This window comes from Nioella aestuarii, assembly GCF_050896395.1.
GTDB classification, from domain to species: Bacteria; Pseudomonadota; Alphaproteobacteria; order Rhodobacterales; family Rhodobacteraceae; genus Nioella; species Nioella aestuarii.
On record NZ_JBPBBA010000013.1, the window covers coordinates 14897 to 28217 of the forward strand.

General features: G+C 60.6%; 14 protein-coding genes. 6 read left to right on the forward strand and 8 right to left on the reverse strand.

Annotation, left to right across the window (positions count from 1 at the left end; translation table 11 throughout):
* Nucleotides 1-38: 38 nt before the first annotated feature.
* The 3 genes from sufB to iscR all read right to left on the reverse strand — a co-directional run bounded on the left by sufB (nucleotide 39) and on the right by iscR (nucleotide 3314).
* Nucleotides 39-1559 (reverse strand): Fe-S cluster assembly protein SufB, encoded by a 1521-nt coding sequence (gene sufB, locus ACROHD_RS09575; RefSeq protein WP_432677485.1) that lies wholly within the window; start codon nucleotides 1557-1559, stop codon nucleotides 39-41.
* Between the two features lie 69 nt (nucleotides 1560-1628).
* Nucleotides 1629-2675: a cysteine desulfurase family protein gene (locus tag ACROHD_RS09580; protein WP_432677486.1), complete on the reverse strand. Its 1047-nt coding sequence runs from the start codon at nucleotides 2673-2675 to the stop codon at nucleotides 1629-1631.
* 168 nt (nucleotides 2676-2843) lie between these two features.
* A complete protein-coding gene (iscR, locus tag ACROHD_RS09585) occupies nucleotides 2844-3314 on the reverse strand; it encodes a Fe-S cluster assembly transcriptional regulator IscR (RefSeq protein WP_432677487.1) in 471 nt (156 codons plus the stop codon).
* A gap of 199 nt (nucleotides 3315-3513) precedes the next feature.
* Here iscR and ACROHD_RS09590 point away from each other — a divergent pair, with 199 nt between their 5' ends.
* The 5 genes from ACROHD_RS09590 (at nucleotide 3514) to ACROHD_RS09610 (ending at nucleotide 7171) form a co-directional block, all read left to right on the forward strand.
* Nucleotides 3514-4167, forward strand: a complete 654-nt coding sequence (locus ACROHD_RS09590) for an alpha/beta hydrolase (protein ID WP_432677488.1) — start codon at nucleotides 3514-3516, stop codon at nucleotides 4165-4167.
* The gene (locus tag ACROHD_RS09595; RefSeq protein WP_432677489.1) at nucleotides 4167-4412 is read left to right on the forward strand and encodes a hypothetical protein; all 246 of its coding nucleotides are present in this window, start codon (nucleotides 4167-4169) and stop codon (nucleotides 4410-4412) included. Before ACROHD_RS09590 ends, ACROHD_RS09595 begins: the two co-directional genes overlap by 1 nt.
* Nucleotides 4409-4987 carry an HD domain-containing protein gene (locus ACROHD_RS09600; RefSeq protein ID WP_432677491.1) on the forward strand — a complete coding sequence of 193 codons (579 nt, stop codon included), beginning with the start codon at nucleotides 4409-4411 and terminating at the stop codon, nucleotides 4985-4987. Before ACROHD_RS09595 ends, ACROHD_RS09600 begins: the two co-directional genes overlap by 4 nt.
* Nucleotides 4988-5109: 122 nt before the next feature.
* Entirely contained in the window at nucleotides 5110-6324 is a 1215-nt protein-coding gene (locus ACROHD_RS09605; protein WP_432677493.1) for an NADP-dependent isocitrate dehydrogenase, read from the forward strand.
* A gap of 55 nt (nucleotides 6325-6379) precedes the next feature.
* A complete protein-coding gene (locus tag ACROHD_RS09610; RefSeq protein WP_432677494.1) occupies nucleotides 6380-7171 on the forward strand; it encodes a hypothetical protein in 792 nt (263 codons plus the stop codon).
* On the opposite strand, the gene ACROHD_RS09615 is transcribed toward ACROHD_RS09610, so the two are convergent.
* Nucleotides 7153-7926, reverse strand: a complete 774-nt coding sequence (locus ACROHD_RS09615) for a class II glutamine amidotransferase (RefSeq protein WP_432677496.1) — start codon at nucleotides 7924-7926, stop codon at nucleotides 7153-7155. The two genes, ACROHD_RS09610 and ACROHD_RS09615, sit on opposite strands and share 19 nt — an antisense overlap.
* A 60-nt stretch (nucleotides 7927-7986) precedes the next feature.
* Nucleotides 7987-8193 (reverse strand): DUF6356 family protein, encoded by a 207-nt coding sequence (locus ACROHD_RS09620; RefSeq protein WP_432677498.1) that lies wholly within the window; start codon nucleotides 8191-8193, stop codon nucleotides 7987-7989.
* 133 nt (nucleotides 8194-8326) lie between these two features.
* Between ACROHD_RS09620 and ACROHD_RS09625 the strand changes: the two genes are divergently transcribed.
* Nucleotides 8327-8785 (forward strand): Lrp/AsnC family transcriptional regulator, encoded by a 459-nt coding sequence (locus ACROHD_RS09625; RefSeq protein ID WP_432677500.1) that lies wholly within the window; start codon nucleotides 8327-8329, stop codon nucleotides 8783-8785.
* 284 nt (nucleotides 8786-9069) lie between these two features.
* On the opposite strand, the gene ACROHD_RS09630 is transcribed toward ACROHD_RS09625, so the two are convergent.
* The 3 genes from ACROHD_RS09630 to recA form a co-directional block, all read right to left on the reverse strand.
* Nucleotides 9070-9360 (reverse strand): DUF1330 domain-containing protein, encoded by a 291-nt coding sequence (locus ACROHD_RS09630; protein ID WP_432677501.1) that lies wholly within the window; start codon nucleotides 9358-9360, stop codon nucleotides 9070-9072.
* Between the two features lie 3 nt (nucleotides 9361-9363).
* Nucleotides 9364-12042, reverse strand: a complete 2679-nt coding sequence (gene alaS, locus ACROHD_RS09635; RefSeq protein WP_432677502.1) for an alanine--tRNA ligase — start codon at nucleotides 12040-12042, stop codon at nucleotides 9364-9366.
* Between the two features lie 160 nt (nucleotides 12043-12202).
* Entirely contained in the window at nucleotides 12203-13270 is a 1068-nt protein-coding gene (recA, locus tag ACROHD_RS09640) for a recombinase RecA (RefSeq protein WP_432677504.1), read from the reverse strand.
* Nucleotides 13271-13321: the final 51 nt, after the last annotated feature.

Sequence of the window (13321 nt, forward strand, 5' to 3'; positions counted from 1 at the left end):
AAGAATTTTCTGACTGAAAAGTTTTCCAGAAAACTTTTCTAGCCGACCGACCCCTCAAGCGAAATCGCCACAAGCTGTTGAGCTTCCATTGCAAATTCCATCGGAAGCGCCTGGAGCACCTCTTTGCAGAAGCCATTCACCACCAGCGCCACGGCCTCTTCTTCATCCATGCCGCGCTGACGGCAATAGAAGAGCTGGTCGTCATCAACCTTGGAGGTGGTTGCCTCGTGCTCCACACGCGCCGAGTTGTTCTTGACTTCGATGTAAGGCACCGTATGCGCCCCGCATTGATCGCCGATCAGCAGGCTGTCGCACTGGGTGTAGTTACGCCCGTTCTTCGCCTTGGGGTGCATCGACACCAGCCCGCGATAGGTGTTCTGCGCCTTGCCCGCAGAAATCCCCTTGGACACGATGCGCGATTTGGTATCGCGGCCCAGGTGGATCATCTTGGTGCCGGTATCGGCCTGCTGCATGTTATTGGCGATGGCGATGGAATAGAATTCGCCCTGGCTTTCATTGCCGCGCAGGATGCACGAGGGGTATTTCCACGTGATCGCGGATCCGGTTTCCACCTGGGTCCACATCACCTTGGACCGGTCGCCCCGGCAATCGGCGCGCTTGGTGACGAAATTGTAGATCCCGCCCTTGCCGTTTTCATCGCCCGGATACCAGTTCTGGACGGTCGAATACTTGATCTCGGCATCTTCCAGCAGCACCAGTTCCACCACCGCCGCGTGCAGCTGATTGGTGTCACGCTGCGGTGCGGTACAGCCTTCCAGGTAAGACACGTAGCTGCCTTTGTCAGCGATGATCAGAGTGCGTTCGAACTGACCGGTGTTTTCCGCGTTGATGCGGAAATAGGTCGACAATTCCATGGGGCAGCGCACGCCCGGCGGCACATAGACGAACGACCCGTCCGAGAAGACCGCGCTGTTCAGCGTCGCAAAATAGTTGTCGGTGATCGGCACGACCGAGCCGAGGTATTTCTTGACCAGATCGGGATGCTTCTGAATGGCCTCGGAGATCGAGCAGAAGATGACGCCCGCGGCTTCCAGTTCCTTCTGGAAGGTGGTGCCGACAGACACAGAGTCAAACACCGCATCGACCGCCACCTTGCGGCCTTCGGCTGGCGCGTCTTCCGCGCCTTCGACACCGGCAAGGATCATCTGTTCCTTCAGCGGAATGCCCAGTTTCGCATAGGTAGCCAGCAGCTTCGGGTCGACCTCATCCAGCGATTTGGGCTTCTCGGCCATCGACTTGGGTTTGGCGTAATAATACTGATCCTGATAGTCGATCTTCTCATAGTTCAGCATCGACCATTCCGGCTCTTCCATCAGCTTCCAGCGCTTGAACGCCTGAAGCCGCCAGTCGGTCATCCATTCGGGTTCATTGTTCTTTTCCGAGATCAGGCGAACGATGTTCTCGTTCACGCCCTTGGGGGCGTATTCCATCTCGATCTCGGTTTCCCAGCCGTACTTGTACTTGCCACCCATGGCCTGCACGGTTTCCACGGTTTCGCGGTCAACGCCTTCGCGCACGTCTGTTTCGGCAACGGCCATAGTGCATTCCTCTGTCTCGAGCCCCCTAGGGCTTGCGTATCCTTGCGCCCCTTTCGGGACACCCCTGTTTCACGTGGCGCGCGACAGGTGTCTGGCCCGTGCCGCACGCCAGGCCTCGCTAAAGCGCAAGACCTCGTCTTCCGTCGTTGTGGGCCCAATCGAAATACGGATCGCGCATCCGGCATCCCGATCGTTGAACCCCATGGCGCGCAAAACCGAGCTCGATTTCACCTTGCCGCTGGAACAGGCGGATCCGGCCGAAATGGCAAAACCCGCAAGGTCCATCTGCATCACCTGCGTCTCACCTTTCCAACCCGGCGTAACCAGGCATGTGGTGTTCGGCAGACGCGACGCGCCTTTCCCGACCAAAATAGTTACATTTCCGCTGAGGTCCAGAGAGTTTTCTAGAATATTTCTAAGTTGAGCGACCCGTTCCCAGGCCCCATTTGCCAGATCTTGTGCCGCCACCTGTGCAGCAGCACCAAATCCAGCAATGCCGATCAAATTCTCGGTCCCGGACCGTCGGCCCATTTCCTGTCCGCCGCCCTTGATCCGGGCCTCTACATCCAAGCCGCGCCGGATCACGAGCGCCCCGATTCCCTTCGGCCCCCCCAGTTTGTGGGCCGAGATCAGCCCCATATCGACACCCGTCCAATCAAATGCCAACGGCAACTTGCCGAACCCTTGGGTGAAATCGCAGACCGCCAGCCCCTGGGGCAGATCTTGCAAGATACCGGTCTCGGAATTGGCGAGTTGCAAGGTTGAACGCGCGGGATCGGTGACATTTACCCGCCCCTGCCCGTCGACCGGCAAATCCTCGGACACCCAGGCGCGCACCGCGTCGTGTTCCACCGCTGCGCCGTGCAATCCCCGCTCTGCCAGCGCCAATGCCGCGGCCTCCGTTGCGCTGGAGGTGAAGACGATATCGCTGGCCTGTGCGCCAAACGCCTCTGCCACCTGCGCCCGCGCTTTCTCGATCAAGGCCGTCGCAGCGCGCCCCTCGGCATGCACGGATGACGGGTTTCCCACCACATCCATAGCCGAAATCATTGCCTCTCGTGCCTCTGGACGAAGCGGCGCGGTCGCATTCCAATCGAGATAGCTGCGCGGTTTCATATCACTCTCCTGACCGGTAGCAGCCCTTGTGCCCCGGACGTCTGCAAAGGTCCAGTTGCCAGACCCTTAATGCATGTCCATTAACCTTAACGCGCGCCCTGCCCCTTCTTCTTGGCCAAAATACTTCCGCCGGAGGCGCCCGACCCAAGCCAAAAGGGACCGACCCGACTAGTGCGCAGCGTCGTCATCCACCACATGGAACAGGTTCGGCACCGCAGGGCATGGCGTCAGGTCGTTCTGCACCACATCCGACAGCCGTGTCTGGTGCAGGAATACGTAGACATGGGCCGACAACCCCTCCCACAGCCGGTTTGTCATGCTCTGCGCCCGGCTGCCCGACATCCCACCCGAGGCGCCTGCCCCGGTGTGCAGCGCACTCACGGTTTCATCAACCGCACCCAATACGTCTGACACTCGGATCTCGGAGGCCGGCCGCGCCAGACGATACCCGCCCCCCGGCCCGCGTACCGACTCCACCAGCCCCGCCCGACGCAGCTTCACGAAAAGCTGTTCGAGATAAGGCAGCGAGATGTCCTGACGCTTCGAGATTTCCGCCAACGAGGTCAGACCCTCAGACCCCTGAAGGGCCAGATCGGCCAGCGCAACCATCGCATAGCGGCCCTTGGTGCTCAGTTTCATTGGTTTTTTCCCTTCTCGCCATGCGTTCAGAGGCCTATGAACATTGACCTTTCCCGCAAGGAGGCTTAACTGCGATCCACCCCCCTGTTCAAGCCGGACGGGGTCGATCAGACATTCTAGGTAGCGTCGCGCAGGGGCGTCAATGACAACCCCGCCGCGCCAGATGCGCCAGCAAGAGCAAAAAGTTGAAGGAGCCGCGATGCCCGAGGTGATTTTCCCTGGACCGGAGGGCCGACTGGAAGGCCGTTACCACCCCCAGAAAGCCAAGGACGCCCCAATCGCGATCATCCTGCACCCGCATCCGCAGTTCGGCGGCACGATGAACAATCGCGTGGTTTACAACCTGCACTATGCGTTCCACAAAATCGGTTTCACCGTTCTGCGTTTCAACTTTCGCGGCGTCGGTCGCAGCCAGGGCGAATATGACCAGGGCATTGGTGAGCTGAGCGATGCCGCCTCGGCGCTCGACTATCTTCAGTCGATGAACCAGAATTCCAAGCATTGCTGGGTCGCTGGCTTCAGCTTTGGCGCATGGATCGGTATGCAGCTGCTGATGCGCCGCCCGGAGATCACCGGGTTCATCTCGGTTTCACCGCCTGCGAACATGTATGATTTCAGCTTCCTAGCGCCCTGCCCCTCCTCGGGTCTGATCATCAACGGATCGTCCGACCGGGTGGCCAAACCGCAGGACACGCGCATTCTGGTCGACAAGTTGCATGAGCAAAAAGGCATCACCATCACCCATCAGGAGATGGAAGGTGCGGGACACTTCTTTGAAGACCCTTACATGGATCCGATGATCGAGTCGGTGCAATCCTATGTGAGACGCCGCCTGACAGAGACCACGCGCTAATGGCAAACGGTGGCGACTTCATCACGGATCTGGCCGACCGGCTGGCGGTGGATGCGCTGAAAGCCGAAGAAGACCTGGATGACGACCGGCTGATCGAACAGCTCTCGACCACAATTGGCGCGGCCTCGCAAACATTGCAGGAGGCCTTCATGACCTCGGTCCGCATCCGCCGCGCTGAGAAGCGCGGACGTATCTGGCTGGACCAGAGGATAGCCAAGGCCAAAGCGGCCAAGGCGGCGGAGTGACTGACCGGCTCGACCGTCAGCTTGCGTTTCTCATTGAGTCTGACAGGCTGAAACGGATCGAGCGGGCCAGCTGGATCACCGGGCGTATCCGTCGTGAAAACAGTGCCGAGCATAGCTGGCACCTGACGCTCTTTGCGCTCACACTGGCCGACCACGCGCCCGAGGGCGTGCAGATCGACCGGGTGATCCGAATGCTCATTCTGCATGACCTGGTCGAAATCGATGCAGGCGACGCCCCGATTCACGGAAGTCACAATGCCGAAGAACTGGCCGCGCAGGAACAGGCTGCGGCCGATCGGATCTTTGGCCTTCTGCCCCGGGATCTAGGGGAGGAATTCCGCAGCCTTTGGGATGAGTTCGAAGCGGCAGAAAGTCCCGATGCCATCTTTGCCAAATCGCTCGACCGGTTTCAGCCTCCGGTGCTGAACCTTCATGCCGACGGCGGCAGCTGGCCAGAATATAATGTGACTGAAGATCAGATCCGCACCCGAGTGGGTCATAAGGTGTCAAAAGGGGCGCCGGGCCTTTGGGATTGGCTGAGCCCGCGACTGTCCGAGTGGTTCCGCGGCCGGTGACACCGCGAAACCCGCCGTGGTCCATCGCTGCATTTGGTATACATTTGCATACAATGCTTCCCTTTTCACCCGTTCTCAGCTAAAAAGACAGCAATACGATTCCCCCTTCCCCGAGGATTCCGATGACCAAGATCAAGGTAGACAATCCCATCGTTGAGATGGATGGCGATGAAATGACCCGCATCATGTGGGCGTTCATCAAGGACAAGCTGATCCTGCCCTATCTGGATATTGACCTGCTCTATTATGATCTGGGCATAGAGGAGCGTGACCGCACCGACGACCAGATCACCGTAGATGCCGCCGAAAAGACCAAGGAAGTGGGCGTCGCCGTCAAATGCGCCACGATCACCCCAGATGAACAGCGGGTGGAGGAGTTCGGCCTGAAGCGCATGTATCGCAGTCCCAATGGCACGATCCGCAACATCCTGGGCGGCGTCGTTTTTCGCAAGCCGATCATCTGCCGCAACGTGCCGCGCCTGGTGCCAGGCTGGACCCAGCCCATTGTGGTGGGTCGCCACGCCTTTGGCGACCAGTACCGCGCCACCGATTTCCGCTTCCCCGGGCCCGGCAAGATCACCATCAAGTTCGAGGGCGAGGATGGCGAAGTGATCGAACGAGAGGTGTTCGACGCCCCCTCAGCCGGTGTCACCATGGCGATGTACAACCTTGACGACTCGATCCGCGATTTCGCCCGCGCCTCGCTGAACTATGGTCTGAACCTTGGCTGGCCGGTCTATCTGTCCACCAAGAACACCATCCTCAAGGCCTATGACGGCCGTTTCAAGGACCTCTTTCAAGAGGTGTTCGAACAGGAGTTTGAAGACCAGTTTAAAGAGGCCGGGATCGAATACCAACACCGGCTGATCGACGACATGGTCGCCTGCGCGCTCAAATGGAACGGCGGCTTTGTCTGGGCCTGCAAGAACTACGATGGCGACGTGCAGTCCGACACGGTGGCGCAGGGCTTTGGCAGCCTCGGAATGATGAGCTCTCAGCTGCTGACGCCCGACGGCAAGATCATGGAGGCCGAGGCCGCGCACGGGACCGTCACTCGCCATTACCGCCAGCATCAGGCCGGGCAGCAGACCTCCACCAACTCTATCGCGTCCATTTTCGCCTGGACCGGGGCTCTGAAACACCGCGCCAAGCTCGACGACAATGCCGCGCTTAAACGTTTTGCCGAAACGCTGGAGAAGGTCATCATCGACACGGTGGAGGCGGGCCACATGACCAAGGATCTCGCCCTGCTGGTCGGCCCCGATCAGGGCTGGCACACGACGATGAGCTTCCTCGAAAAGATCGACGAGAACCTGAACAAGGCTCTGGCCGGGTAAGGGCACTTGTCCGGCGGCACTGGACAAGCGTCGCCGGGCTTGTCACCTCTAACCGATGTTCTGGCGCGCTGTTCTTCTGCTTGTCCTCGTTGTGGCCCTGTCGGCCCTACTGACCCTGTGGCTCGGCGACGAAGTGCTGATCGCGCTTGGCCTGATCCTTCTGCAACTCAAGGTCATCGGTCAGAAGATCGTCTCGATCGAGTTGCCTGCGGTTCTCGTCTGGCTGAAGACGCAGGCCGCGTTGTTCTTCCGTATCGAGCTGATCAAGAAATGGATCATGACCACGGTCGTGCCGATGCTCATGGGCTCGGCGTTGCGCAATCGGCTCGACGCCCTGTTCAAACGGTTCAAGGCCAGTACCACAGACCGTTACGCGCGCATGATGGACTGGTATCGTGGGTTGGAATGGTATGAACAGGTGGTCGCGGCGCTGATCGTCATCTTCGCGACACCGGCGCTCTCGGTCAGTTCTATCGGGCTGTGGGTGATCCTGTTCTCGGTCAAGCTGCCCTTCATGATCGCCGCAGGCGTCGGTGCGATTTGGCGCATGTTGTGGACGACGCTGGCCAAGTGGCTCTTCAAGCTCATCGCCTTCCTGCAACTGGGTTGGGCGTGGAAATGGGTCAGCCGCCGCCTGCCCGAAAGCTACCTGGAACAGAAGCGAAAGTGGGATTTCCGCGTCGCGCGCACCGTGGTACGTCGCCGACGGATGACCGTGCGACAGTTGCACGACCAGAAGGACAGCCTGTCCATGCGGCTTTCGCTGATCGCGGGGTATTTCAGGCAGGCAAGACCACAGATGCCCACGCCCGAAACCCCGGATGAAGATCACAGCGGCAGGTCATAAAGCGCCATCTGGTCGCCCTCGAACCGGGCGATCTTGCCCGGGGCCAGCGGCGTCCAGTCCGCCTCGCCCATTTCCAGCGGCTCCGAGACCACGGCCCACCCCATGCGCGTGTCCGACCATCGGTAATAGACCGTGGGCGAAATGCTGTCCCACGACCCGCGCGCCGCCCAAAGCGATGTGCCGTCACTGAACGCCGCCGACAGGCGTAGATGCGGCGCCGCGCCGTGGGTTCTGGACAGGCTAGCCATCTTGCAGGCCGCCCGGGCCAGGGCTCCCGCCGGGTCCTCTTCCAGCCCTTCCGCCAGCGCCAGCAGAAACAGAACCTCGCTATCCGTGGCTCCCTTCCGATAGGCGTATAGATCATCGGGCACCAGCATATCGGCATGTTTGCGGAACCCTTCGAAACCGCCCACCTGCCCGTTATGCATGAAGCTCCAGCGACCGACCACGAACGGGTGGCAGTTGTTGCGGCTGATGGCAGATCCGGTCGAGGCCCGCACATGGGCCAGGAACAGCCCGGATCGCACCTGCTCGGCCAGGCTCCGCAGGTTCGGATCCGACCAGGCCGGGTAGACATCGCGGTAAAGCCCCGGTTCCGGCCTGCGGTCATACCAGGCCAGGCCGAACCCGTCGCCATTGGTGACGGTCTTAGCCTCGGTGGCGTTCTGGCTTTGATGAATCAAGGAATGGCCGGGCCGGCTGACGACCTCGTCCAGAAAGATCGGTTCCCCGATATAGGCGGCCCAACGGCACATGCGGTTCTCTCCGGCAGATTTCTCTTCCTTGTGCGCCGATTCCCCGGCGCCGAGAAGCCCTTAGCTGCCGCGGTTATGAGTCCGCTCATAAAGCCGCGCAATGATCCGGCTGGCGGTTTTTTCAAACATGAAGGGCAGGATCGCATGTACCGCCGCCGCGAAGGCCGCAAGGAATAGCCAGCCCGAGAACCGTGCCGCGAAGGCGGCGTGTTCGACATAGGTTTCATCAACGCTTTGCGGATGATCGGTGAACAATCTGGCAATCATATCTGGCGCTCCCCTGTGGTCTCGTTCGCATGGAAATGTGGGGGCACTATGCCCAATGCCTGCGCAAAGCGGGTCCCAAATATTCATCCATACCTTGCATCTTTGTGGAATTTTTCCCAACATGATACACAATATGGAAAATCTGGACACACAAGACCGTAAAATCCTGAACGCTCTCCAGCGGGACGCCACCCTGTCGCTTGATGCGCTGGCCGATCTTGCCGCGCTTTCACGCAATGCGGTCTGGCGCCGCGTAAAGGCGTTGGAGGATCGCGGGCTTATCCGCGCCCGCGTCGCCCTGCTTGATCCCGCAGCGCTTGGTCTGGGCCTCTCGGTCTTCATGCTGATCCGCGCCGGTGCCCACAGCCCCGACTGGTCGGCGCGTTTTGCGCGCGCCACCCGGGAAATGCCCGAAATCCTTGCCGCCTATCGCATGACCGGTGATCTGGACTACCTGCTTCATGCCCGCGTGGCTGATATGGCCGATTACGACCGGCTCTATCAACGCCTGACCGCCAAGGTCGAGATCGCCGATGTCTCTGCCAGTTTCGTGATGGAAGAAATCAAGGACACCACCGCGCTGCCGCTTTGACCCCCCGTTCGGATCTCGGGTCAAGGGGCGCGCAGGCGCCGGCCGCAAGGCCGCTTGCCCTTGACGCGAGAGCCGGACCGATACAATCGAAAAGGCCCTGAGGTGGGCAGATACCACCCTCAGGGCCTCTCAGCAGATGATCCAAACCCAATCACGGGGCACCGTCAGCAATGGTCCTGGCACAGCCCTCGCCACTCTTGCGTGGCAACGCGGGCCGACGACGGCCCCAAAGGGGCCCGAGAAGGCACGCCCCCGGGTCGATGCCGGCAGGCAGCGAAACCGCCCTATTCGTATTCCTCGACGATCACCAGATCGCGCTCCGAAGCCCCGCGCGCATGGCTCAGAGCCTCCTGATATCGTGGCGATTCATAGCAGGCGTTCGCCGCGTCCACCGATGGAAACCGCGCCACCACGTTGCGGGGGTGATCGCGGCCTTCCTTCTGGATGTAGCGCCCACCACGCGCCAGAAAGACGCCGCCATGTTCGGCAATCGCTTCCGTCGCGATGGCTGCGTATTTCGAATAGGCCGCCTCATCGGTGACCGTCACATGCGCAATCCAGAGTGCAGATGGCATTGTTCAAACTCCCTTCAGCACGGTTTCTGCAGCGGCGATGGCCGCCTCGGCACCGCCGATATCCTTGCCGCCACCCTGCGCCATGTCAGGCCGGCCGCCGCCGCCCTTGCCGCCCAGTTCCACGACCGCAGTTTTCAACAGGTCGACCGCAGATACGCGGCTGGTCAGATCCTCGCTGACCCCCGCCGCAACGGCCACCTTGCCGCCCGCATCGGCCATCAGCAGAATGGCAGAGCCCTCGCCCATCCGCGCCTTGTGCTCGTCTATCAGGCCGGGCAAATCCTTGCCGGTCACCCCTTCCAGAACCTGCGCCAGGAAGGTGATGCCGTTCACCTCGCGATCCGCAGGGGCCGCGCCGCCGCCGCCACCGGCCATCGCCAATTGCTTGCGCAACTGCGCCACCTCGTTTTCCAGTGACCGGCGTTCGGCCATCAAGGCCTGCACCCGCTCTGCCACATCACCCGGCTGCGCCTTCAACAGGCCCGCGACCTCGGCAAGCCGGTGATCCTGAGCCGACAGGTAATCGAAGGCTGCCGCACCGGTCAGCGCCTCGATCCGGCGCACCCCGGCGCTTGAGGCGCTGTCGCCAAGCGCCACGAACACACCGATATCACCGGTCTGGCGCACATGGGTGCCACCGCAGAGTTCCAGCGAATAGGTCTCGCCATCCGAGCCCTTGCCGGACCCGGCCAGCTTGCCCATGGACACCACGCGCACCTCGTCGCCGTATTTTTCACCAAACAGCGCCTGCGCCCCAAGGCCGCGTGCATCGTCGGGGGTCATGATCCGGGTTTCGACGGTGGTATTCTGGCGAATGAAGGCGTTCACCTCCTCTTCGACCTGCTTCAGTTCCTCCAGCGTCAACCCCTTGGAATGGCTGAAATCAAAGCGCAACCGATCAGGCGCATTCAGCGATCCGCGCTGCGCCACGTGATCGCCAAGCGCCCGGCGCAGCGCCTCGTGCAGCAGGTGCGTGGCAGAGTGATTGGCCCGGATCGTGCTGCGGCGGCTGTGGTCCACCTCCAGCTCCACCGGATCGCCCATCTTCATCTCTCCGCGCTCCATCACGACCTTATGGGCCGTAATCTTGCCATCCGCGAATTTGCGGGTGTCCTCCACCAGCGCCACTTCGTCCCGGTCTTCCAGCCTGCGGATCACGCCGGTATCTCCGACCTGACCGCCGGATTCACCGTAGAACGGTGTCTGGTTCACTACGACCCAGCCTTCGCCGCCTTCCGCAATCGTTTCGGCACGTGCACCGTCGACGATCAGCGCGATCACCTGGCCTTCGGCTTTCTCGGTGTCATAGCCCAGGAAATCCGTCGCGCCCTTGCTGTCGGCGATATCGAACCAGACGGCGATGTCCGCCGCCTCGCCTGAACCCGACCAGGCGGCGCGGGCTTTGGCCTTCTGCTCTTCCATGGCCTCATCGAAGCCTGCCGTGTCCACCGCCCGGCCCTTCTCGCGCAGCGCATCCTGCGTCAGGTCAAGCGGGAACCCGTAAGTATCATAGAGCTTGAACGCTGTCCGGCCCGGCAGCTCTGCACCCTCGGGCAGATCCGTCAGTTCCTCATCGAGCAGCTTCAGGCCACGATCCAGCGTCTGGCGGAACCGGGTCTCCTCCAGCTTGAGCGTTTCTTCGATCATCGCCTGCGCGCGGGTCAGTTCCGGGTAATGCTGCCCCATCTGGCTGACAAGCGAGGGCACCAGCCGGTGCATCAGCGGATCTTGCGCACCCAGCAAATGTGCGTGCCGCATGGCCCGGCGCATGATCCGGCGCAGAACGTAGCCGCGCCCCTCGTTCGAGGGCATGACGCCATCGGCAATCAGGAAAGACGTGGACCGCAGGTGGTCCGCGATGACGCGGTGATGGACGTTCTTGTCGCCATATGGATCGACGCTGGTGGCATGGGCCGACGCCTCGATCAGCGCCTTGAAAAGATCCGTGTCATAGTTGTCATGGCTGCCCTGCAACAGCGCCCCGATCCGTTCCAGCCCCATGCCGGTATCGATCGACTGCATGTCGAGCGCACGCATCGAGCCGTCTTCGAACTGTTCGTTCTGCATGAACACGATGTTCCAGATCTCGATGAATCGGTCACCATCCTCTTCCGGGCTCCCCGGAGGACCGCCCCAGATATGGTCGCCGTGATCATAGAAAATCTCGGTGCAGGGACCGCAGGGGCCGGTCGGACCCATCTGCCAGAAATTGTCCGATGTCGCGATGCGGATGATCCGGTCTTCTGGAACGCCTACCTTTTTCCAGATCTCGAATGCTTCGTCATCCGTGTGATACACCGTGGTCAGCAGGCGGCTTTTGTCGATGCCGAAATCCTTGGTGATCAGTTCCCACGCAAATGGGATCGCTTCGGTCTTGAAGTAATCGCCAAAGCTGAAATTCCCCAGCATCTCGAAAAACGTGTGGTGACGCGCGGTATAGCCCACATTGTCGAGGTCATTATGCTTGCCGCCCGCCCGCACGCATTTCTGAGACGTCGTCGCGCGGTTGTAGTCGCGATGTTCAACCCCGGTGAAAAGGTTCTTGAACTGGACCATGCCCGAATTGGTGAACATGAGCGTCGGATCGTTGCGCGGCACCAGCGGTGAGCTTTCGACGATTTCATGACCGTTGCGGGCAAAGTAGTTAAGGAAGGTGGAGCGGATGTCGTTCAGGCTGGCCATCGTGGCAGGGCCCCTTCTCGGCAGGCGAATTAGCAGGTCTTACGGCATGTAAACCCCACCCGCGGCGCTGTCCACAGGGCAAAGCGGTCGCGGGCACCGCAGGCACATGAAAAAGGGCGGCACCAGACGGGCCGCCCCTGACATTCGCTATGTGGGGAGATCAATCCTCGACCATATCCTCATCGCCTTCGGCCATGTGGAAATCCAATCCATGAGCCGCGCGGATCTTGTCCTCGATGGACAGTGCGACCTGGGCATTTTCCTTTAGGAAGGTCTTGGCATTCTCACGCCCTTGCCCGATCCGCTCATCGCCGTAGGAATACCAACTGCCGGATTTCTCAACCACGCCGGCCTTGACACCCAGATCCAGCAATTCGCCAGTCTTGGAAATCCCTTCCCCGTACATGATGTCGAATTCGACCTGCTTGAAAGGCGGTGCGACCTTGTTCTTCACAACTTTGACTCGGGTGGCGTTACCCACCACCTCATCCCGGTCCTTAATGGACCCGATGCGGCGGATATCAAGGCGAACCGAGCTGTAGAATTTCAGCGCGTTGCCGCCCGTGGTGGTTTCAGGGCTGCCAAACATAACGCCGATCTTCATGCGAATCTGGTTGATGAAGACCACCGTGCATTTGGTGCGGCTGATCGAGCCGGTCAGCTTGCGCATTGCCTGGCTCATCAAACGGGCATGGACACCGACCGAGCTGTCGCCCATGTCGCCTTCCAGTTCCGATTTTGGGGTCAGGGCGGCCACCGAATCGACGACAACCATCGTCACAGCCCCGGATCGCACCAGCGTATCCACGATCTCAAGCGCCTGTTCGCCGGTGTCAGGCTGCGAAATCAGGAGTTCGTCCAGATCAACACCCAGCTTTTTCGCGTACATCGGATCAAGCGCATGTTCTGCGTCAACGAACGCGCAAACTCCGCCTTTCTTCTGTTCTTCCGCGATGCAATGCAGTGTCAGTGTGGTCTTGCCAGAGCTTTCGGGCCCGTAGATTTCCACGATCCGCCCCTTGGGCAGACCGCCAATGCCAAGCGCGATGTCGAGCCCAAGCGACCCGGTCGAGGTGGCCTCGATCTCGGCCACCGGATTGTCGGCGCCAAGTTTCATGATGGAGCCTTTACCGAACTGACGTTCGATCTGGGCCAGCGCGCTGTCGAGCGCCTTCTGCTTGTCTGCGGATTTACGATCGGTCATGTCGAGAAGGTTTGCCATTGCCATGTTGTTCGGCTCCTTATTTCATACCGCATGATCCGCGGCAATGATGCTCAT

What these genes read in the sequence shown, in the direction of transcription:
- sufB (WP_432677485.1), bottom strand. Translation starts at nt 1,559, where the DNA reads ATGGCCGTTGCCGAAACAGACGTGCGCGAAGGCGTTGACCGCGAAACC.
- ACROHD_RS09580 (WP_432677486.1), bottom strand. Translation starts at nt 2,675, where the DNA reads ATGAAACCGCGCAGCTATCTCGATTGGAATGCGACCGCGCCGCTTCGT.
- iscR (WP_432677487.1), bottom strand. Translation starts at nt 3,314, where the DNA reads ATGAAACTGAGCACCAAGGGCCGCTATGCGATGGTTGCGCTGGCCGAT.
- ACROHD_RS09590 (WP_432677488.1), top strand. Translation starts at nt 3,514, where the DNA reads ATGCCCGAGGTGATTTTCCCTGGACCGGAGGGCCGACTGGAAGGCCGT.
- ACROHD_RS09595 (WP_432677489.1), top strand. Translation starts at nt 4,167, where the DNA reads ATGGCAAACGGTGGCGACTTCATCACGGATCTGGCCGACCGGCTGGCG.
- ACROHD_RS09605 (WP_432677493.1), top strand. Translation starts at nt 5,110, where the DNA reads ATGACCAAGATCAAGGTAGACAATCCCATCGTTGAGATGGATGGCGAT.
- ACROHD_RS09610 (WP_432677494.1), top strand. Translation starts at nt 6,380, where the DNA reads ATGTTCTGGCGCGCTGTTCTTCTGCTTGTCCTCGTTGTGGCCCTGTCG.
- ACROHD_RS09615 (WP_432677496.1), bottom strand. Translation starts at nt 7,926, where the DNA reads ATGTGCCGTTGGGCCGCCTATATCGGGGAACCGATCTTTCTGGACGAG.
- ACROHD_RS09620 (WP_432677498.1), bottom strand. Translation starts at nt 8,193, where the DNA reads ATGATTGCCAGATTGTTCACCGATCATCCGCAAAGCGTTGATGAAACC.
- ACROHD_RS09625 (WP_432677500.1), top strand. Translation starts at nt 8,327, where the DNA reads ATGGAAAATCTGGACACACAAGACCGTAAAATCCTGAACGCTCTCCAG.
- ACROHD_RS09630 (WP_432677501.1), bottom strand. Translation starts at nt 9,360, where the DNA reads ATGCCATCTGCACTCTGGATTGCGCATGTGACGGTCACCGATGAGGCG.
- alaS (WP_432677502.1), bottom strand. Translation starts at nt 12,042, where the DNA reads ATGGCCAGCCTGAACGACATCCGCTCCACCTTCCTTAACTACTTTGCC.
- recA (WP_432677504.1), bottom strand. Translation starts at nt 13,270, where the DNA reads ATGGCAATGGCAAACCTTCTCGACATGACCGATCGTAAATCCGCAGAC.